Below are 19,025 nucleotides of genomic sequence, written 5' to 3' on the forward strand. Positions count from 1 at the left end.
CATGCTCGCCGCCATCGTCCGCGCCTCGCTGGCCCATCCGCGCATCGTCGCGGCGCTCGCCCTGCTGGTCACGCTCGGCGGCGCGTTCGCGCTCGCCAACGCACGCTTCGACGTGTTCCCGGACTTCGCGCCGCCGTTCGTCGTCGTGCAGGTCGAGGCACCGGGACTCTCCGCACCGCAGGTCGAGGCGCGCGTCACGCGGCCGATCGAGCAGCTGCTCGCCGGCACCGGCAGCGTTGCGCGCATCCGCTCGGCCTCGAGCCAGGGCCTCGCCGCGATCCGTGTCGTGTTCCACCACGGCAGCGATCCGCATCGCCAGCGCCAGGCCGTGCTCGAGCGGCTGTCCGAGGCCTCCGGCCTGCTGCCCGAGGGCGTCGGCGCGCCGCAGCTGTCGCCGATGAGCTCGTCGATGGAGTACCTGCTGCACTTCGGCTACACGAGCGACACGCTCGATCCGCTCGCGCTGCGCGACCTCGTCGAGTGGACGATCAAGCCGCAGATCCTCGGCGTGCCCGGCGTCGCCCACGTGCAGCTGTTCGGCGGGCGCGCCCGCGAGCGCCGCGTCGAGGTCGATCCGCTACGGCTCGCCGGCGCGGGCTTCGGCATCGACGACGTCGTCGATGCCGTGCGCCGCGCGACCGCACAATCGGGCGGCGGCTACGTCGAGACCGGCGTGCAGCGCTTCGCGGTGCAGGTCGAATCTGCCGGCGCAACGGCCGAAGCACTCGCCGCGGCCGTGATCGCCGCTCCCGGGGACACGCCGCGTCGCCTCGGCGACATCGCGCACGTCGTCGACGCGGCGCAACCGCTGTTCGGCGACGCGACGATTGCCGGCAAGCCCGGCATCCTCGTCGAGACCTCGTCGCAGTACGGCGCGAACACGCTCGAGGCGACCCGCGCGCTCGAGGCACGCCTCGACGCGCTCGCACCGGCCCTCGCCGCGCAAGGCGTCGACTACCACCCGGCGCTGCTGCGCCCGGCGACCTTCGTCGAGAACGCGATGGGCACGATGCGCCAGTCGCTGCTCGTCGGCGCCCTGCTCGTGGTCGCGCTGCTGCTGGTCATGCTGCGCGACTGGCGTGGTGCGCTGATCTCGTTCAGCGCGATCCCGCTGGCCCTGCTCGCCGCCGTGTGGATGCTCGGTGCCTTCGGCTTCAGCCTCAACACGATGACGCTCGGCGGCCTCGTCGTCGCCCTCGGCGTGGTCGTCGACGACGCCGTCATCGACGTCGAGAACATCCTGCGCCGGCGCCGCGATGCCGGTCCCGGCGTCGATGTCGACATGCTGTTCAACGCGGCCTCGCTCGAGGTGCGCCGCCCGGTGTTCTTCGCGACCGCGGCGGTCGCCGTGGCATTCGTGCCGATCCTGTCGATGGGCGGCCTGCAGGGTGCGTTCTTCGGACCGCTGTCGATCGCGTTCCTGCTCGCCGTCGGCCTCTCGCTGCTCGTCGCGCTCGCGGTGACGCCGGCCTTGTGCATGCTGTTCATGCGCGAGCATGCGCCGCGGCCCGAGGCGCGCCTGCTCGCGCGCTGCAAGCATCTGCAGCGGCGCACGATCGAGTCGCTCGCACGGCATCCGCGCCTGCTCGTGGTGCTGTTCGTCGCGAGCGGCGTCGCCGGCATCGCGCTGCTGCCGCTGTTCGGCGCACGCCTGCTGCCCGACTTCCGCGAGACCTACCTGATCGCCCACAGCAGCCTGCGTCCCGGCATCGCGATCACCGAGACCGCGCGCGTCGGCCGCGACGTCTCGGCGCGCCTGCTCGCGATCGACGGCGTCGAGACGGTCGCCCAGCAGATCGGCCGCGCCGAGAACGGCCAGGACACCGACACGCCGAACGAGAGCGAGTTCGAGATCCGCGTCGCACCGACGCGCGCGAGGACGCTCGAGGCGATCGAGGACGACATCCGCGCCGTGTTCGATGCCTATCCGAACCAGCAGGCCGAGGTCTACTCGGTGCTCGCCGAGCGCATCGGCGAAACCCTCACCGGCGACGGCGCACCGTTCTCGGTCGCCGTGTTCGGCAACGACCTCGATGCCAACGACCGCGTCGCGCAGCGCATCGTCGAGGTCGTGTCGTCGGTGCCGGGCGCCGACGGCGTGCGCCTCGTCGTGCCGCCGCGCGAGCCGCAGCTGCGCGTCGTGCTCGATCATGCCGCCCTGCACCTGCACGGCCTCGCCGCCGACGAGGTCATGCGCACGATCGAGGCGGCGTTCCACGGCACACTCGCGACCGAGATGACGCTGAGCGACCGCAGCCTGCCGGTGGTCGTGCGCGTGGCCGGACTCGACGAGAGCCCCGATGCGCTGCACAGCCTGCCGCTGCGCGCGCGCGACGGACGCCTCGTCACGCTGGGCCGGCTCGCCGCGATCGACATGGTCGAGGCGCGCAGCGTGCTCGAGCACGAGGACGGCCTGCGTCGCCAGCTCGTGCTCGCGCATCCGGACGTCGCCGACCAGGTCGGCTTCGCGCGGCAGGCCCGCGACGCGATCACCGCGCAGGTCGAGCTGCCCACGGGCGTCTACCTTCGCTACGGCGGCAGCGCCGAAGCCCAGCGCGAGGCCACGCGCGAGCTGCTCGTCTACTCGGGTTTCGCGTTCGTCGTGGTCGTGCTGCTGCTCGCGCTGGCCTACTCGAGCGCGCGGCATGTCGCGCTCACGCTCGCCGCCCTGCCGAGTACCCTGATCGGCGGCGTCGCCGCACTCGCGCTCACCGGAGGCACGCTCACGCTCGGCTCGATGGTCGGTTTCGTCGCCTTGTTCGGCATGGCTGCGCGCAACACGATCCTGCTCGTGTCGCACTACGACCATCTCGTGCGCGAGGAGGGTGCGACATGGAACCTCGACACCGCGCTGCGCGGTGCGGGGGAACGGCTCACGCCGGTGCTGCTGACGGCACTGCTGACCGCGTTCGCGCTGTTGCCGGTGGCCTTGCAGGCCAACGAGGCCGGCCACGAGATCGAAGGCCCGATGGCGATCGTGCTGCTCGGCGGCCTCGCGACCTCGACGCTGGTCAGCCTGCTGCTCGTGCCGCCGCTGGCGGCACGCTGGCTGCGCATCGCCGCGTGATGCGGCGATGCCGGGCGGTCACTCCGCCGTGGTGCCCGCGAACGCGTTCTGCAGGCCGTACTTGCGCAGCTTCTCGACGAGCGTCGTGCGCTGCAGGCGCAGCACCTTGGCGGCCTGGGCGACGACGTTGTCCGACAGCGCCATCGCCTGGCGGATCAGCGCGACCTCGATCTCGGCGAGGTAGTCCTTGAGGTCGAGGCCTTCGTGCGAGAGCGCCGGCGCTCCAGTGACGACGGTCGGCGCGGCGGCCGGCATCGCGGCAGGCACGGCGGCCGGGAACTCGAGCTGGGTCTGTGCGGTGTCCTCGAGCGCGGCAGCCTGGTGCATGCCGTACATGTCGTCGAACGACTGCAGCGCGCGGTAGCGCTTGGGCAGGTCGGCACCGCGCACGGTGCGGCCCGGGTACATCACGGCGAGGCGCTCGACGAGGTTGCCGAGCTCGCGCACGTTGCCGGGCCAGCTGTGGCGCGCGAGCGTGCGCAGGGCCTCGTCGCCGATCGAGGCGGTGTCGACGCCGCGGCGCTGCAGGCGCTGGGTGAACTCGCCGACGAGCTCGCCGAGGTCGCCGATGCGCTCGCGCAGGCTCGGCATCTCGATCGGGAACACGGCAAGACGGTAGTAGAGGTCTTCGCGGAACGTGCCGCCGGTGGTGATCGCGCTCTCGAGATCACGGTGCGTCGCGGCGACGATGCGCACGTTGCACGGGATCGAACGGTTGCCGCCGACGCGCTCGAACACGCGCTCCTGCAGCACGCGCAGCAGCTTGACCTGCATGGTCAGGCTCATGTCGCCGATCTCGTCGAGGAACAGCGTGCCGCCCTCGGCCAGCTCGAAGCGACCTTTGCGCGCGCTGATCGCGCCCGTGAACGCACCCTTCTCGTGGCCGAACAGCTCGCTCTCGAGCAGGTCCGGCGGGATCGCGCCGCAGTTGATCGCGACGAACGGGTGGTCACGGCGCGGCGAGGCGTCATGGATCGTGCGCGCGACCATTTCCTTGCCGGTGCCCGACTCGCCGAGGATCAGCACGCTGGTGTCGTGGCGCGCGACCTGGCGCACGAGATCGTGCAGGCGCTGCATCGGCTCGGAGCTGCCGACGAGGCGGCGATCGCCGGTCGGCGCAGCGAAGCCGGTCAGGCGCTGCAACAGCGTGTCGACTTCCTGACGCTGCGGCGGGAACGCCACGCGATGGCAGGGACGGCTGGCCTCCTCGAGGTGGCTCGCGGCCGGCGAATCGCCCGTGACGATCAGCGGCAACTGCGAAGCACGCGCACCGATCGCGGCGAGCAGGCGGTCCAGATCCTTGCCGGCCTCGATCGCGCCGATCCACGCCGCGCACGACGGTGCGTTGGCGACTGCCTGCGCCTGGTGCAGCTGGCCGGCGACGCAACTGTCGTAGCCGAGCGAAGCGAGCAGCTTCTCGACGGCGGCGGCACGGTCGGTGTCGGGTTCGATGATGACGATCGAGGGGCGCATGGGTCGGATCCGTGGCTTGCGTTGCGGGGCCGTCACGTTTCGTGACAATGCTCGAGCAACAGCAATTCCGATGCCAAAACGTCGGAATCCCGACGCATGCCCGTGCCGGCATTCCGTCAGTCGGTGCGCTGCGACGCCTTGCCGTCGGCGAGTTCGCGACGGTGCATGCGGAACACGAAGCGCTCCAGACCCTCGGTCAGGGTGTCGCCGAGATCGACGAACACCGCGCGTTGCCAGGTGCCTTCGGCCGCATGTTTCGGCTCGGCCATGCGGGCCGGCAACTCGAGCGGAAGAGCCGCGTGCGCCTCGAGGTGCACGCGCACGAAAACCTCGTCGCCACGGGCACTTGGCGCGGTATCACCACGCCAGGTGATACCCCACGCATTGAACTCGACGGGCACCGCCGGCGGCGTGCCGACCGCGCGCGTCAACAGCGTTCCGACGAGGTCGATGAGGTGGTTGAGCTTGGCGTCGAGACGCATGAGTTCGGGCGCCAGCGGAAGGTCGTCGCTGGCCTCGCCACGCTTGTCGTCGAACGCGGTCTGCGCGGCGAGCACGCCGAGCGCACGCTTGAGGCGGAGCTCGCGATCGAGTGGCGTGTTGGGACCTTCACGCGGTATCACCTCGAAAGGTAATACCGAGTGATACCGGAGGTGTTCCTCGAACGCGTGAAGCGGATCACTTTCCATCGGTCAACTCTCGACGATCGCGGATGAACAATGTGCCACGGAATGTCACATTCAGCCCGCGGTCATCCTTCGTGCCCGGTCAGCCGTTGCCGATGCTGCCGTAGGCACCGACCGCCTGGCCGCCGCGATGCAGGGTTTCGAGGGCCGCGGCGGTCGCCGCGCGGGCGTCGCCGGCAAGCGTCTCGAGTTCACGATTCAGTGCGAGCAGGTCTTCGAGCAGGTGGCCGACCGCGCGCGAGACCTCGGCGCTGTCGGCGAGCAGGGTCGCACGATCGGCCTCGAGTGCCGCGACGGCTTCCCAGTCATCGGCGCCAGCCGCGGCGATCATGTTCTCGGTGAGCGAGATCGCTTCACGCAGTAGCCCGGCACTGTCGGCGACCGGGGACATCAGCGCAGGCCGATCGCCGGCGCGTCGGGGGCGATCGCGCTCCAGCCCTCGCGGATCTCGCGGAACAGCGTGGTGACTTCGTCGAGCGCGACGAGGTCGTTGGCGAGGTTCGCGTGGAGCAGGCGGCGCGTCATGTAGTCGTACAGCGAGGCGAGGCTGCGCGAGACCGCGGCGCCGCGCGCGTGGTCGAGGCTGCCGTTGAGTTCGCCGATGATCTCGATCACGAGCGAGATGGCCTGGCCCTTCGGCGCGGTCTCGCCGCGTTCCATGTGGCCGCGGGCTCGCGCGAGGCGGGCGATCGCGCCCTCGAGCAGCATCGCGATGAGGCGATGCGGGCTCGCGTCCTCGATGCCGCCGCGGGCGGCCATCTGACGGTAGGCGGCGGCGCCGTTGCCTGGGTAAGCCATGTTCATGTCCTCCGGGGTGCCCGTCAGCTCGACTTGTTGAGCGACTCGAGCTGCTGGGTCAGGAACGCGCTCGTGCTGTTGAAGCTCGCGAGCAGCGAATCCAATGCGGTGTACTGGGTGCGCAGGCGCGCTTCGACGGTGAGCATGCGCGCGTCGAGGCGATCCTGGCTCGCGTCGAGCTGGCGGTTGCGCTGGGTCAGGTTCTCGGTGCGCGTCGCGAACACGCCGTCGCTGCGCAGGTAGTCGTCGAGCTTGCCGGTGAGCAGCGTGCCGACGCCGTTGGCACCCGTGAACAGCGCGGACACGCGCTCGGGGCCGGCCTGCAGCGCGCGATCGAACGCGGCGCCGTCGAGCTTGAGCTTGCCGTCGACCTGCAGCTGCAGGCCCACCTGGCTCAGCGAGGCGAGCGCGCCTTCCGCGCCGCTGCCGTATTCGTTGCCGCCGACCATGCGCGACAGCGTCGAACTGATCGAACGCAACGTGGAATCGCCGATCAGCGCGCCCTTCCTGTTGGTCGTCGCGTCGAAGCTGGTCAGCTGCTTGTTGAGCGTGACGAAGTTGTTGTAGGCGGTGACGAAGGCCTCGAGCGAGGTCTTCATCGCGGCACCGTCGGTGCCGACGTCGAGTGCCAGCGTCTCGCCGGGACGCGACGATGCGAGGTTCAGCGTGACGCCGTCGATCGCGGTCGTGACGACGTTGCTGGCGCTCGTGACATCGAAGCCGTCGACGCGCACGAGCGCGTCGCTCGCCGTCGTCAGGCTCGAGAAGCCCGACACGAGGGTGTCGAGGCCGCCGTCGCCGCCGCTCGCCGAGAGCGAGAACGCCTTTTCGACGCCGGTCTCGCGCGAGGTCAGCACGAGGCGTGCGCCGTCGCTGCCGTTGACGATCGTCGCGTTGACGCCAGGATTGTCCGACGCGCGGTTGATCGCGTCGCGGATGCCCGCGAGCGTGTTGTTGTTGCTGCCGATCGTGAGGTCCATCGTCGTGCCACCGACCGACACGCTGAGCGTGCCCGTGCCGACGACTGCACTGGACGAGGCATAGGCAGCCGACGCCGACTTCTGCGCCTGGGCGATGTTGACCACTTCGATGTCGTAGCGGCCGCTGGCCGCACCGCTTCCCGCCGTGGCGGTGAAGACGGCCGTGTTCGAAGAAGTCGCGGTGCGCGCGCCGAACGCGGCGCCGCTCTTGAGTCCGGCGAGCGCATCGCGCAACGCGGACAGGGAAGACTTGAGCGAACCGATCGCCGAGAGCTGCGTCGTGACGGCGCTGCGCTGCGTGTCGATCGCCTTCTGCGGCGTGGCCTTCTCGGCCGCGACGAGCTGGGTAACGATCGTGGCGACGTCGATGCCCGTGCTGGTGATGCCGGCCATGGTGATCGTCCTCCGCGTCGTCGTCCAGGGATGCGCCGCCTCGCGGCGGCGCGGGTCTTGCGACACCGGTCCGGATCATCCCCGGACCGGCGTCTCGTGGGCAAGGATCAGCCCAGCAGCTTCAGCACGGTCTGCGGCAGCGAGTTGGCCTGGGCGAGGACCGAGACGCCCGCCTGCTGCAGGATCTGTGCCCGCGTCATCTTGGCCGTCTCCGACGCGAAGTCCGCGTCTTCGATGCGGCTGCGCGACGCGTCGAGGTTCTGCGAGATCGTCTGCAGGTTGGCGATCGTCGACTCGAAGCGATTCTGCACCGCACCGAGGTCGCTGCGCACGCCGCTCACCGTGGTCAGGGCGAGGTCGATCGCGTCGATCGCGGCCTGCGAGTTCGCGAAGTCGAGCACGTCGATCGCGTCGATGGCGAGGGTGGCCGTCTCGACGCCGGCGCCGAGGTCGACGTCGATCGTCTGGCCCGAGTTCGCGCCGACCTGGAACGTCAGCACGCCACCGGTGCCGGCCGTGCCGTCGAGCGTGTTCACGCCGTTGAAGCTGGTCTGCGTCGCGATGCGGTCGATCTCGGCGAGGCGCTGGATCACTTCGGCGTTCAGCGCGATGCGGTCGTCGTCCGAGTTCGTCGCGTTCGACGACTGCACGGCGAGCTCACGGATGCGCTGCAGGTTGTTGGTGACCTCGGCGAGCGCCGACTCGGTCGTCTGTGCGAGCGAGATGCCGTCGTTGGCGTTGCGGACGGCCTGGTTGAGGCCACGGACCTGCGTGGTGAAGCGGTTGGCGATCGCGAGGCCGGCCGCGTCGTCCTTCGCGCTGTTGATGCGCAGGCCGGACGAGAGACGCTCCATCGCAGTGGACATCGCGCTCTGCGAGCTGTTGAGGTTGCGCTGCGCGTTGAGCGAGTTGATGTTGGTGTTGATGGTCAGAGCCATGACAGTTCTCCTGGTGGAACGTTGAGCCGCATAGAGGGCGGGTTCGGGTTTCAAACCGGCGAACCGTTCCTCGTGGGATGCTGGCCGCCTCAGGAGAAGGAATCGGCACGGCGGGGAGAAACTTTAGGCCTCGTGTCGATTTTTTTTGCGACGCGCTGCGCATTCGAGGGCGCGCGCCAGGGCGTGGAAACGCCTGAAAAACCTGGGGAAAACCCCAGGTTTGTCACGATGTGACGATGCGTGTCCGGAGAGCTGCGCGATCAGCGCAGGTAGTTGAACAACGAGAGGCCCTGCACCTTCACGTAGGCCTGCTGCGCGGCCTGCAGGCCGAGCATCTGCATGTTCAGTTCGGCGACGGCGCTCGCGTAGTCGAGGTCCTCGATGCCCGAGAGCGTCGCCTTGACCTGCACCTGCAGCGATTCGTTGATGCCTTCCTGCTGGTCGAGCGCGTTCATGCGGCCGCCGGCCGACGCGCGCGTGTCGATCATGCGCGTCGCGGCCTGGTCGAGGTTCTCGAGGCCACGGTTGATCGTGTCGCGGAACGCGGCCTGCGCCTGCGGGGTCGTGATCGGCGTCTCCATCGCGGTCGCGAGCGCGTCGATCATCGCGAACACGTCCTGCGTGCCGCTCGGCACCACGTCGTAGCGGTCGCCCGCGGCAGCGGCGCCCGAGAACGTGATCTGCGCGCCGTTGAACGCGACCGTGGTGCCGGCCGGATCGTAGGCGCCGCTCGTGACGAGCGCATTGCCCGCGTCGCGCACTTCGTACGTGGTCGGCGACGTGAACGTGATCGCGTACTGCCCGCGGTCCCACGCGCCGATGTCGGTCATCTGGGTGGCACCGGCGACGACACTGCCCGTGTTGCCGGGATCGCGCGCCATCGCGAAATAGCCGTTGCCCGCCGGGATCTGCTGGAACACCGACGAGCCCGGGAAGTTCGTGCCGACCGTCTCGCCCGGTGCGATCTCGAGCGCACGCACGCCCTGGTCGCCCATGTAGGTGACGCCACCGGGGCCGATCGCGAAAGGCTGGGTGCGCGTCGCGTTGCCCGCGAACAGGTATTCGCCGTTGCCGTCGCGGCTGTTGGCGAGCTGCACGAGCTGCTGGTAGCGCTCGCGCAGCTCTTTGGCGATGTCGCCGCGTGAATCGTCGCTCTGCGAGCCGTTGGCGGCCTGCAGCGCGAGTTCGCGCACGCGCGTGAGCACGTCGCCGACCGAGGTCAGCGCATTCTCGGCCATGCCGAGGCGGCTGTTGGCGAAATCGATGTTGCGCTTGAACTGCGCATTCGCGTTGAGGAAGCTGTTGAGATCGACCGCGCGCGCACTGCCCGAGGGATCATCCGACGGCGTGAGGATGCGCTTGCCGGTCGTCACCTGCAGGTTGACGTGGGCGAGCGACGCCTGCTGGTTCAGCATGGCGTTGACCGTCTGCTGGTGGATCCACGCGGTGGCGATTCTCATGGTCAGCGTCCTCGTACGGCGACCAGCAGCGTATCGAACAGCGTGCTGGCGACATTGATGACCTGCGCGGCAGCCTGGTAGGACTGCTGGTAGCGGATCAGGTTGGCGGCTTCCTCGTCGAGGTTGACGCCGGAGGTGTTCTGCTGGGCCTGCGTCGACTGGTTGAGCAGCGCGGTCGCGGCGGTGAGGCCGTTCTTGGCCTGCTGCGTGCTCGTGCCGACCTGCGCGACGAGTTGGCCGTAGGCGTTGCCGATCGTGCTGTTGCCACCGTCGAGCACGCCGAGGTTGGCGATGCCCGCGAGCGCGAGCGCGTTCGTGTTGTCGCCTGCACCCGAGGTGTTCGCACCGACGACGAACGTGTCGCCCGGCTGCGGCGTGCCGGTCAGGTTCATCTCCCAACCATTGACCGCGATCGGCGAACCCGGCGTGAACGTGTAGCTGCCGGCACCGTTGATCTGGTACGTGTTCGGGCCCGTGAACGTGATGTTGACCGGCGAGAGCAGGTTCGGATCGGTCGCATCGGTGACGTTGAACGAACCGACCACGCCCGTACCCGTGTTCGCGCCCGCGGCGGTGCCACGTAGCGGCGATGCCGCGGCGATGCGCGTCGGGTCGGTGATCGCGACCTGCAGGCCAGCCGCGGCGTTCTGGGTCGGGCGGATCAGGAAACTGTCGCCGGCTGCGGCAGCACCCGACACGACGAACTCGAGGCCGTCGGCCACGAACGGATCCGCGGCCGTGCCGCTGCCGGTCAGCGTGACCGCGCTCCCGTCGCTGCGCGTCGCCGACCAGGTGGTGCCGTCGAAGCGCATCGTGTAGTCGGACGAGGTCAGGTTGGCGACGTTGCCGAAGCTCGCCGCGATCGAGGCCGTGCCCGCATTGTTGCGATGGGCGAGGCTCGTCGGCGTGGCCATGTTGAAGAAGTCGCCGCCGAGCTGGCCGGTCAGGTCCATGCCTTCGCGGTGCTGGGCGTTGAACGTGGTCGCGAGCGCGACCGCGGCGCGTCCGAGCGCATTGCGCGTCGGATCGAGCATGTCTCGGCGGAAATCGAGCAGGCCGCCGAGCGCACCGCCGCCGATCTGGCTCGTCACCACCGCGCCACCACTCGTGGCGATGTCGAAGCGCGTCGGATCGTAGGCGTTCGGCACGGCCTGCAGCTCGCTCGCGTTGCCGCCGAGCACGAGGGTCTGGCCGTTGCCGGTGAACACGTTGACCTGGTTGCCGTCCTGCTGCACGACGTTGATGCCGACGTGGCTCGACAGCTGGCGCACCAGCTCATCGCGCTGGTCCATGAGGTCGTTCGGCGAGGTCCCGGTCGCCTCGGCCTGCTGGATGCGCACGTTCATCTGCGCGATGCCGGCGCTGAGGCTGTTGATCTGGCCGACCTCGTCGCGGATGCGCTGCTCGGTCTCGCGGCCCATGCTGTCGAGGCGGCCGGCCAGCGTGTGCAGGCGCGTGGTCAGCGCGTTGGCCTGGCCGAGCAGGGCCTGGCGGCTCGCCGTGTCCGAGGGATGGTTGGCGAGGTCGCCGAGGCCGGCGAAGAACGCGTCGAGCGCCGGCTGCAGGCCCGCGTTGGGGTCGGCGAGCAGGTTGTCTATGCGCGTCGCCATGCCGGTCAGCTCGACGAGCCGGCCCTGCGAGGACGTCGCGTCGCGCACCTGACCGGTCAGGTACTGGTCGTACAGGCGACGCACGCCGATGAGCTCGACGCCGCTGCCGATGTAGCTGCTGCCGAAGCGCTCGGGCAGGCGCGCGCCGAACATCGTCATCTGGCGCGTGTAGCCGGCCGTGTTGACGTTGCTGATGTTGTGGCTCGTCGTGTTCAGCGCGAGCTGGGACGCGAGCAGGCCGGAGATACCGGTGGACATGATGTCGGGCATGGCGGTGTCTCCGGAGCGGTGGCGCGGTTATACGTTCGGCAGGAAGTCGGAAATCTTGAGCGCCTCGAGCTGCAGCGAGGTCATCGGGGCCGGCACGGCCTCGACGGCCGGGCGGCGCTCGACGGCCGCCATCGCGGCGCGCATCGGCTCGGAATCGGCGATGCGGCTGAGCTTGGCGGCGTAATGCGGGTCGGTCGCGTAACCGGCCGACTGCAGCGCACGTGCGAAGCCGGCGACGTCCTCGCCGCGGTCGAGCGCCTTGGCGTAGCGCGGGTTCTCGCCGAGCAGGCGCGCGTAGTCCATGAAGGAGTCGGCGGGCGAGTCGTAGGCGCGGAACGCCTCGCGACGGCGCACGGCGACGCCGTTCTCGACCTCGAGCGTCGAGGCCGTGACCTTGGCGCCGTCCCAGCGCGAGCCGGCCTTGATGCCGAACAGGTTGAAGCTGTTGGCACCGGCCTGCTTGGGCATGTGCTTGCCCCAGCCGGTCTCGAGCGCGGCGTGGGCGAGCAGTGCGCGCACCGACACGCCGAGCTTCTCGGCCGCGGCCTTGGCATGCGGCAGCAGCGATTCGACGAATTCGCCCGGGCTCTTGGGCAGCCAGTCGTCGGCGAGCTTGCGCGCCCCCGACGCGGCCGCGTCCGCGGCCTCGCCGATCGCCTCGCGCATCGGCGCGATGCGGCGCTGCACGGCGTCGATCGCCTGGCTGGCGAGCGACACGCCCGAGGTCGCCGGCGTCGGCACGAACGCGGTCATGCCGACCGCGCGCGCGGGCACCGGGAAGCCGGCCGAGACCGTCGCGCCGAGCGCGTGCCCGGAAGCGCCGTTGCCGTGGATCGGGAACGCCTGAGGGCTTGCGGCCGGCGCGGCCTTGTCGCCGCCGAGCTGGCGCACGAGCATGTCGGCGATGCCGAGGCCCTTGCCGCGCGAGGCCAGCGTGACCGCCATCTGCTGGTCGTACATGTCGCGGTAGGACTGCGTCGCGCTGCTGTCGAACGCGCCCTCGCCGAGGCTCGCCGAGCGCATCGACTTGAGCATCATCTGCGTGAAGATCGTCTCGAACTGGCGCGCGACCTTCTCGGTCGCGGCCTTGCCGTCGGTGCGCGCGGCCGCCTTCAGCCGGGTCAGCCCGGCGAAGTCCGTGTACACACCCCCCTGGCTCGGGTCGACGGCCATGGTCAGATGACCACGAGCTCGGCGCGCAGCGCGCCGGCCTGCTTGAGGGCTTCGAGGATCGCGACGAGGTCGCTCGGCGCGGCACCGACCTGATTGACCGCGCGCACGATCTCGTCGAGGTTCACGCCCGGGCCGAAGCGCATCATGTGGCCGCCATTGCGCGCGACGTTGACCTCGCTCTGCGACGCCGTCGTGGTGCGGCCCTGGCTGAACGGCTCGGGCTGGCTGATCACGGGCTGCTCGGAGATCGTGACCTCGATCGAGCCGTGTGCGACCGCAGCCGCGCTGACCTTGACGCCCGAGCCGATCACGACGGTGCCGGTGCGCGAGTTGACGATGACACGTGCCGGCGCGTCGCCGGGCTGGACTTCCACGTCCTGCACGGCGGCGACGAAGCTCACGCGCTGGTTGACGTCGGCCGGCGCGCGCAGCGCGACCGAGACCGCATCGACCGCCTGTGCGGTGCCTTCGCCGAACGTCGCGTTGATCGCGCGGGCAACGCGCGAGGACGTCGTGAAGTCCGGCGTGTTGAGGTTGAGGACGAGGCCGGCGCTGTTGCCGAAGGCGCTCGCGACCGCACGCTCGACGGTCGCACCGTTCGGGATGCGGCCGCTGTTGGAGATGTTGACCTGCACGCTCGAGCCGCTCTTGCCGCTCGCGCTGACGCCGCCGATCACGAGGTTGCCCTGCGCGACCGCGTAGACCTGGCCGTCGGCGCCCTTGAGCTGGGTCATCAGCAGCGCACCGCCGCGCAGGCTCTTGGCATTGCCGATCGAGGCGACCGTGATGTCGATGGTCTGGCCCGGCTTCACGAACGGCGGCAGCTCGGCGCTGACCGTCACCGCGGCGACGTTCTTGAGCTGCGGGCGCACGTTCGGCGGCACCGTGATGCCGAACTGCTGCAGCATGTTCTCGAGGCTCTGGGTCGTGAAAGGCGCCTGGCTGGTCTGGTCGCCGCTGCCGTCGAGGCCGACGACTAGGCCGTAGCCGACCAGCTGGTTGGTGCGCACGCCGGCGACCTGGGTGATGTCGCGCACGCGCTCGGCCTGCGCCGTCGCGGCGATCATCGGGACGAGCACGGCGGCGAGGCCGGCGAGCAGGCGCGAGGCGTTCATCAGTACGGCATCCACTTGGAGTTGAACACGCGCGCGAGCCAGCCCTTCTCGTTCGCATCGGCGAGCGAGCCGCGGCCCGTGTAGGAGATGTTCGCGTTGGCGACGCGCGTGGACGAGATCGTGTTGTCGGTGGCGATGTCCTGCGGACGCACGATGCCCGAAATGCGCACGAGCTCCTGGCCCTGGTTGATCGTCAGCCACTTCTCGCCGCGCACGAGCAGGTTGCCGTTGCCGAGGCGCTGCGCGACCGTGACCGTGATCTCGCCCGACAGGCTGTTGCTCTGCGAGCTCTCGCCATCGCCGTTGAACGCGCGCTCGCCACCGAAGCCGAACGAGAACGGCTTGCCGTTGAGCGTGGCACCGACGCCGGCGATGGTCGGCGCACCGATCGTCGCGTTGCTGTTCTTGCTGGTCTTGGTGCTGGCCTTCTTGCTGGCCTGGGTGTTCTCGACGAGCACGATCGTGAGGATGTCGCCGGCGCGGTGCGCGCGCGCATCCGGGAACAGCTCCATGTTCTGGTTGACGTGGTAGATGGCGCCGTCCGCCGGCGCGACTTCCGCGTAGGCCTCGTTCGGCAGCGTCGGTGCCCAGGCCGCGTCGTTGCGCGCCTGCGGCACGCTCGCGCAGGCGCCCAGCGCGAGCAGCGCGGCAGCGGCGGCGAGTCGGATGAGGAAGGTGTGCATGGGCCGGTCCGTCAGATCTTGTTGGTGAGGTTCTGCAGCATCTGGTCGCTGGCCGAGATCGCCTTGGAGTTCATCTCGTAGGCGCGCTGGGTCTCGATCATGTTGACGAGCTCCTCGACGACGTTGACGTTGGAGCTCTCGAGCGTGCCCTGCAGCAGCGTGCCGACGCCGTTGAGGCCCGGCGTTCCGGTCTGCGGCGCGCCGCTCGCGGCGGTCTCGAACAGCAGGTTCTCGCCGCGCGCCTCGAGGCCGCCCGGATTGATGAAGTCGGCGACCTGGATCGTGCCGATCTGCGCCGCGGCCGACTGGCCGGCGAGCTGCACGCTCACGGTGCCGTCGTTGCCGATCGTGATGCTCTGCGCATTCGCCGGCACGGTGATCGCGGGCTCGAGCGGGTAGCCGCTGTTGCTGACCACCTGGCCGTCGGAATTGAGATGGAACGAGCCGTCGCGCGTGTAGCCGATGGTGCCGTCGGGCATCGTCACCTGCAGGAAGCCGCGGCCCTGGATCGCGATGTCGAACGCGTTGCCGGTCTGCACGACCTCGCCCTGCGTGAACAGCTTCTCGGTGCCGACCACGCGCACGCCGGTGCCGAGCATGAGGCCGGTCGGGATCTGCGAGGCTTCCGAGCTCTGCGCGCCTGGCTGGCGCATGTTCTGGTAGACGAGGTCCTCGAACGCCGCGCGGCCGCGCTTGAAGCCGGTCGTGTTGACGTTGGCGAGGTTGTGCGAGGTCACGGCCATGCGCGTCTGCTGCGCATCGAGGCCGGTCTTGGCGATCCAGAGGGACGAGAACATGGGTTTCTCCTGCGCGTGCGCGGCGTGGGGTTACGTCGCCTGCAACAGGCGCGTGGCGGCTTGGGCGTTCTGGTCGGCGTTGCGGATGCCCTGCACCTGCAACTCGAACTGGCGCGACAGCGAAATCATCTTCACGAGCATTTCCGACGGGTTGACGTTGCTCGACTCGAGCATGCCGCCGGCGACGCGCACGCCCGGATCGGTCTCCGCCGTACCGCCGTCGCGCAGGCGCATGAGGTTGGTGCCGTCGGCCTCGAGCGTCGACACGTCGGGATTGACGAGCTTGAGCTTGCCGACCGCGGCGACCGTCGCCGCGCTCTGGCCCTGTGGCACGACGACCACCGAGCCGTCGCTGCCGATGTCGAGCTTCGCGTACGGCGGCACCGTGATCGGACCCGCCTCGCCGAGCACGGGATGGCCGTTCGAGGTGGTCAGAAGGCCCGATTCCTCGATGCGCAGGTCACCGGCGCGCGTGTAGGCCTCGCCACCATCGGGTGCCTGCACGGCGAACCAGCCGTTGCCCTGCACGGCCACGTCGAGCTCGCGGCCGGTGCTCATCATGAGCCCCGGCGTGAAGTCCGAGCCGAGGCCCTGGCTGACCGCATTGATGCGCGTCGGCATGCCGTCGCCGAGGACCGGCACGCTCTTGAACGCCGCGATGCTGGCCTTGAAGCCGGCCGTGCTGGCGTTGGCCAGGTTGTGGCTGACCTCGGTCTGCGCACGCATGGTCTGCGTGGCACCGGTCATCGCGACATAGAGCGAGCGGTCCATGGGTCAGCTCCGTCAACCGCGCAGGTTGATGATGGTCTGGGTCAGCGTGTTGTCGGTCTGGATGACCTGCGCATTCGCCTGGTAGTTGCGCTGCGCCTTGATCATCTTCACGAGCTCCTGGGTCAGGTCGACGTTCGAGCTCTCGAGCGCACCCGACTGCAGCTGACCGAAATCACCCGTACCAGCGACGCCGCGGATGACCTGGCCCGACGCGTTGGTCTCGGCCCACATCGTGTTGCCGATCTTCTGCAGGCCCTGCGCATTGGCGAAGTCGGCGAGCGCGATGCGCCCGAGCGCCTCGGTCTGGCCGTTGCTGTAGCGCACCGAGACGACGCCTTCGTTGTCGATGTCGATCGTGCTGACGTTGCCGGCGCCGTAGCCGTTCTGCACGATCGAGCCCATCGAGTAGGCATCGCCGTACTGGGTGACATTGGCCATGTCGACGGTGAGGGCGAGCGGGTTCGCGCCGTTGGCGAGCGTGTAGGGCGGGAACGTCACCGAACCGCCGGCGGGCGTCAGGATCGCGCCGTTGGCGTCGAACGTGACCGCGATCGGACCACCGGCCGGGTTGCCGTCGATGGTCATGTGCGCTTCCCACGCACCCGGGCCCGTGTTGACGTAGTAGACGTTGGCCGCGTGCGTGGCGCCGAGCGAGTCGTAGGCCGTGAACGAGGTCGACTCGTTGAAGCTGGTCGGATCGGTCGGATCGAACGGCGTCGTCGCGGGCGGCGTCGCATTGGCCGGCAGGTTGAGGCGGAACGTCGCCGTCGAGGTCGCGCTCGGCGCGCCCTGACCGGTCTGGATGCGCAGGTCGGTCAGCGTGCTCTGGTCGAAGCCGCCCATGCCGTTCGGCGGATAGACCTGCAGGAAGCCGCCCTGCGGCAGCACGATGTTGCCGGCGTTGTCGGGCTGGAAGTTGCCCGCACGCGTGTACGCGTAGCCCGCGCCCGTGCGCACGGTGAAGAAGCCCTCGCCGACGACGGCCATGTCGAGGCCGTTCGAGGTGTACTCGAGGTTGCCCTGGCCGAACTGCTGGGCGACGTTGCTCAGGCGCACACCCTGGCCCATCTGGGTGTTCTGCGTGCCGTAGCGGTTGAACGAGAACAGATCGGCGAACTCGGCGCGCGAACCCTTGAAACCCGTCGTGTTGACGTTGGCGATGTTGTTGGAGATGACTTCGAGGTCGGCCGAGGCCGCGTTCAGTCCGCTCAGTCCCACATTGAATGGCATGTGCGTGTCCTCTGCGTAAGGTGGATCAGACGATCTGGTGGATCTGCGACAGCCTCACCCGGCCCAGCGGGCCGAGGTCGAGCATCGGGGAACCGCCACCGGTGGCCGGGATCAGCCCGAGCACGCTGGCGGAAGCGAATGTGGTGGCAGCCTGGCCGGTGCCGCCGACGATGGCCGTGGCGGCGATCGAGTACTCGCCGGGCGGCATCGCGTTGCCGTCGGCGTCGAGGCCGTCCCAGGTGAAGCGCGTGGTGCCAGCAGCGGGCGCACCGAGGTCGATCTCGCGCACGAGCTTGCCGTTCGAGTCGGTGATGCGGACCTTCACCGAGGTCGCATCCTTGGGCACGTCGACTGCGCCGGCCAGGCCGTCGGCGCCGAGCACGCCCTTCTGCGACGGCACGAGCACGCTGCGGCCGATCAGGCCGACCGCGCCGAGCGACTGGTCGGACTGGATCGCGCCGGCAAGCTGGGCGAACGAGTTCTGCAGGCCCTGCATGCCCGAGACCATGCTGAACTGCGAGATCTGATTGAAGAAGCTGGTCGGATCCATCGGCTGCGACGGATCCTGCGAGCGCAGCTGCGCGATCATGAGGCGCAGGAAATCGGTCTGCGTGAGGTTTTCGCTGCCGCTCGACACGGGCGCATTCGCGTACGCCGCGTTCATCGAGTTGGTGATGGTGGAAAGGTCGGTCATCGTGGCGCTCCTCAGCGACCCAGCTCGAGCGTCTTGAGCATGAGCTGCTTGGCGGTGTTCATGACCTCGACATCGTTCTGGTAGGCACGCGAGGCCGAGATCATGTTGACGAGCTCGTCGACCGGGTTGACGTTCGACGTGAAGACGTAGCCTTCCTCGTTGGCGAGCGGGTTGCCGGGCTCGTAGCGCGTGCCGCCGGGCAGCGGACTCTCGCTGACGCCCGTCGCACGCACGCCCGTGGCCGGACCGGTGCGGCCGAAGCCGTCGCGCATGACCTCGAAGACGGGCGACTTGGCGCGGTAGACCTCATCCGGCGACGACGCCACGCTGTCGGCGTTGGCGAGGTTGGAGGCGGTCGTGTTGAGGCGCAGCGACTGCGCACTCATGCCGCTGGCGGCGGTATCGAAGACGCGGAAGAAGGACATGGTCAGGTTCCCGTGATGGCCGTGCGCAGGGTGCGGATCTGTCCGCTGATGAAGGACAGGCTGGCCTGGTAGCGCACCGAGTTCTCGGCGAAGGCGGTCTGCTCGACGTTCGCGTCGACCGTGTTGCCGTCGAGCGAGGGCTGCAGCGGTACGCGGTAGAGCACCGCGCCGGTGCCGCCGCCGCTGGTGTCGACGTGGCCTTCGGTCGATGCCGTCATCGCCAGCGACGCGTTCTTCGACGCCGCGCCGAGCGCGGCGCGGAAATCGATGTCGCGCGCCTGGAACTGCGGCGTGTCGGCGTTCGCGAGATTGGTCGCGAGCACCTGCGCGCGCTTCTGCCAGACCGCCAGGGCACGGGTGTGGATGCCGAAAATGTCGTTGGGTGCGTTGCTCATGGCCGACGCTCTCCGCGGGGGTACGCGACGATTTGAGCAAGAGCTATGCCACGAGCCATTTATTTCT

The 19,025-nt window shown here is 69.3% G+C and carries 18 protein-coding genes; 1 reads left to right on the forward strand and 17 read right to left on the reverse strand.

The window, feature by feature from the left end; genetic code table 11:
* The first annotated feature begins 1 nt into the window (after position 1).
* On the forward strand, positions 2-3,067 hold the full coding sequence (locus tag ACQQ2N_RS05505) for an efflux RND transporter permease subunit (protein ID WP_440224681.1): 3,066 nt from the start codon (positions 2-4) through the stop codon (positions 3,065-3,067).
* An 18-nt stretch (positions 3,068-3,085) separates the two neighbouring features.
* Here the strand turns inward: ACQQ2N_RS05505 and ACQQ2N_RS05510 are convergent, their stop codons facing one another.
* From ACQQ2N_RS05510 to flgB, 17 genes are all read right to left on the reverse strand, one after another.
* The gene (locus ACQQ2N_RS05510) at positions 3,086-4,540 is read right to left on the reverse strand and encodes a sigma-54 interaction domain-containing protein (protein WP_440224682.1); all 1,455 of its coding nucleotides are present in this window, start codon (positions 4,538-4,540) and stop codon (positions 3,086-3,088) included.
* 116 nt (positions 4,541-4,656) lie between these two features.
* The gene (locus tag ACQQ2N_RS05515) at positions 4,657-5,229 is read right to left on the reverse strand and encodes a PilZ domain-containing protein (RefSeq protein ID WP_440224683.1); all 573 of its coding nucleotides are present in this window, start codon (positions 5,227-5,229) and stop codon (positions 4,657-4,659) included.
* A 79-nt stretch (positions 5,230-5,308) separates the two neighbouring features.
* The gene (locus ACQQ2N_RS05520) at positions 5,309-5,617 is read right to left on the reverse strand and encodes a flagellar protein FliT (protein ID WP_440224684.1); all 309 of its coding nucleotides are present in this window, start codon (positions 5,615-5,617) and stop codon (positions 5,309-5,311) included.
* On the reverse strand, positions 5,617-6,024 hold the full coding sequence (gene fliS, locus ACQQ2N_RS05525; protein ID WP_440224685.1) for a flagellar export chaperone FliS: 408 nt from the start codon (positions 6,022-6,024) through the stop codon (positions 5,617-5,619). The genes ACQQ2N_RS05520 and fliS overlap by 1 nt, the downstream gene beginning before the upstream one ends.
* A gap of 23 nt (positions 6,025-6,047) precedes the next feature.
* The gene (fliD, locus tag ACQQ2N_RS05530) at positions 6,048-7,397 is read right to left on the reverse strand and encodes a flagellar filament capping protein FliD (RefSeq protein ID WP_440224686.1); all 1,350 of its coding nucleotides are present in this window, start codon (positions 7,395-7,397) and stop codon (positions 6,048-6,050) included.
* Positions 7,398-7,504: 107 nt separating this feature from the next.
* Positions 7,505-8,335: a flagellin domain-containing protein gene (locus ACQQ2N_RS05535; protein ID WP_440224687.1), complete on the reverse strand. Its 831-nt coding sequence runs from the start codon at positions 8,333-8,335 to the stop codon at positions 7,505-7,507.
* Between the two features lie 260 nt (positions 8,336-8,595).
* Positions 8,596-9,795 (reverse strand): flagellar hook-associated protein FlgL, encoded by a 1,200-nt coding sequence (gene flgL, locus ACQQ2N_RS05540; protein WP_440224688.1) that lies wholly within the window; start codon positions 9,793-9,795, stop codon positions 8,596-8,598.
* A 2-nt stretch (positions 9,796-9,797) separates the two neighbouring features.
* Positions 9,798-11,675, reverse strand: coding sequence for a flagellar hook-associated protein FlgK (gene flgK, locus ACQQ2N_RS05545; protein WP_440224689.1), 1,878 nt, complete (start codon positions 11,673-11,675; stop codon positions 9,798-9,800).
* A 27-nt stretch (positions 11,676-11,702) separates the two neighbouring features.
* The gene (gene flgJ / locus ACQQ2N_RS05550; RefSeq protein WP_440224690.1) at positions 11,703-12,848 is read right to left on the reverse strand and encodes a flagellar assembly peptidoglycan hydrolase FlgJ; all 1,146 of its coding nucleotides are present in this window, start codon (positions 12,846-12,848) and stop codon (positions 11,703-11,705) included.
* A 2-nt stretch (positions 12,849-12,850) separates the two neighbouring features.
* Entirely contained in the window at positions 12,851-13,963 is a 1,113-nt protein-coding gene (locus tag ACQQ2N_RS05555; RefSeq protein WP_440224691.1) for a flagellar basal body P-ring protein FlgI, read from the reverse strand.
* A complete protein-coding gene (flgH, locus tag ACQQ2N_RS05560; RefSeq protein WP_440224692.1) occupies positions 13,963-14,646 on the reverse strand; it encodes a flagellar basal body L-ring protein FlgH in 684 nt (227 codons plus the stop codon). Before flgH ends, ACQQ2N_RS05555 begins: the two co-directional genes overlap by 1 nt.
* Positions 14,647-14,657: 11 nt before the next feature.
* Positions 14,658-15,443 carry a flagellar basal-body rod protein FlgG gene (gene flgG / locus ACQQ2N_RS05565; protein ID WP_440224693.1) on the reverse strand — a complete coding sequence of 262 codons (786 nt, stop codon included), beginning with the start codon at positions 15,441-15,443 and terminating at the stop codon, positions 14,658-14,660.
* Positions 15,444-15,473: 30 nt separating this feature from the next.
* Positions 15,474-16,214, reverse strand: coding sequence for a flagellar basal-body rod protein FlgF (gene flgF, locus ACQQ2N_RS05570; protein ID WP_440224694.1), 741 nt, complete (start codon positions 16,212-16,214; stop codon positions 15,474-15,476).
* Between the two features lie 12 nt (positions 16,215-16,226).
* Complete coding sequence (flgE, locus tag ACQQ2N_RS05575; protein ID WP_440224695.1) at positions 16,227-17,444, reverse strand: flagellar hook protein FlgE; 1,218 nt, start codon at positions 17,442-17,444, stop codon at positions 16,227-16,229.
* Positions 17,445-17,469: 25 nt separating this feature from the next.
* The gene (locus ACQQ2N_RS05580; protein WP_440224696.1) at positions 17,470-18,138 is read right to left on the reverse strand and encodes a flagellar hook assembly protein FlgD; all 669 of its coding nucleotides are present in this window, start codon (positions 18,136-18,138) and stop codon (positions 17,470-17,472) included.
* An 11-nt stretch (positions 18,139-18,149) separates the two neighbouring features.
* On the reverse strand, positions 18,150-18,563 hold the full coding sequence (flgC, locus tag ACQQ2N_RS05585; protein ID WP_440224697.1) for a flagellar basal body rod protein FlgC: 414 nt from the start codon (positions 18,561-18,563) through the stop codon (positions 18,150-18,152).
* Between the two features lie 2 nt (positions 18,564-18,565).
* A complete protein-coding gene (flgB, locus tag ACQQ2N_RS05590; protein ID WP_440224698.1) occupies positions 18,566-18,958 on the reverse strand; it encodes a flagellar basal body rod protein FlgB in 393 nt (130 codons plus the stop codon).
* Positions 18,959-19,025 lie beyond the last annotated feature (67 nt).

This window comes from Dokdonella aquatica, from assembly GCF_051987395.1.
Taxonomy (GTDB): domain Bacteria; phylum Pseudomonadota; class Gammaproteobacteria; order Xanthomonadales; family Rhodanobacteraceae; genus Dokdonella.

What these genes read in the sequence shown, in the direction of transcription:
- fliS (WP_440224685.1), bottom strand. Translation starts at nt 6,024, where the DNA reads ATGGCTTACCCAGGCAACGGCGCCGCCGCCTACCGTCAGATGGCCGCC.
- flgC (WP_440224697.1), bottom strand. Translation starts at nt 18,563, where the DNA reads ATGTCCTTCTTCCGCGTCTTCGATACCGCCGCCAGCGGCATGAGTGCG.
- ACQQ2N_RS05520 (WP_440224684.1), bottom strand. Translation starts at nt 5,617, where the DNA reads ATGTCCCCGGTCGCCGACAGTGCCGGGCTACTGCGTGAAGCGATCTCG.
- ACQQ2N_RS05505 (WP_440224681.1), top strand. Translation starts at nt 2, where the DNA reads ATGCTCGCCGCCATCGTCCGCGCCTCGCTGGCCCATCCGCGCATCGTC.
- flgB (WP_440224698.1), bottom strand. Translation starts at nt 18,958, where the DNA reads ATGAGCAACGCACCCAACGACATTTTCGGCATCCACACCCGTGCCCTG.
- flgE (WP_440224695.1), bottom strand. Translation starts at nt 17,444, where the DNA reads ATGCCATTCAATGTGGGACTGAGCGGACTGAACGCGGCCTCGGCCGAC.
- fliD (WP_440224686.1), bottom strand. Translation starts at nt 7,397, where the DNA reads ATGGCCGGCATCACCAGCACGGGCATCGACGTCGCCACGATCGTTACC.
- flgJ (WP_440224690.1), bottom strand. Translation starts at nt 12,848, where the DNA reads ATGGCCGTCGACCCGAGCCAGGGGGGTGTGTACACGGACTTCGCCGGG.
- flgG (WP_440224693.1), bottom strand. Translation starts at nt 15,443, where the DNA reads ATGTTCTCGTCCCTCTGGATCGCCAAGACCGGCCTCGATGCGCAGCAG.
- flgL (WP_440224688.1), bottom strand. Translation starts at nt 9,795, where the DNA reads ATGAGAATCGCCACCGCGTGGATCCACCAGCAGACGGTCAACGCCATG.
- ACQQ2N_RS05535 (WP_440224687.1), bottom strand. Translation starts at nt 8,335, where the DNA reads ATGGCTCTGACCATCAACACCAACATCAACTCGCTCAACGCGCAGCGC.
- flgF (WP_440224694.1), bottom strand. Translation starts at nt 16,214, where the DNA reads ATGGACCGCTCGCTCTATGTCGCGATGACCGGTGCCACGCAGACCATG.
- ACQQ2N_RS05580 (WP_440224696.1), bottom strand. Translation starts at nt 18,138, where the DNA reads ATGACCGACCTTTCCACCATCACCAACTCGATGAACGCGGCGTACGCG.
- ACQQ2N_RS05555 (WP_440224691.1), bottom strand. Translation starts at nt 13,963, where the DNA reads ATGAACGCCTCGCGCCTGCTCGCCGGCCTCGCCGCCGTGCTCGTCCCG.
- flgH (WP_440224692.1), bottom strand. Translation starts at nt 14,646, where the DNA reads ATGCACACCTTCCTCATCCGACTCGCCGCCGCTGCCGCGCTGCTCGCG.
- ACQQ2N_RS05510 (WP_440224682.1), bottom strand. Translation starts at nt 4,540, where the DNA reads ATGCGCCCCTCGATCGTCATCATCGAACCCGACACCGACCGTGCCGCC.
- ACQQ2N_RS05515 (WP_440224683.1), bottom strand. Translation starts at nt 5,229, where the DNA reads ATGGAAAGTGATCCGCTTCACGCGTTCGAGGAACACCTCCGGTATCAC.
- flgK (WP_440224689.1), bottom strand. Translation starts at nt 11,675, where the DNA reads ATGCCCGACATCATGTCCACCGGTATCTCCGGCCTGCTCGCGTCCCAG.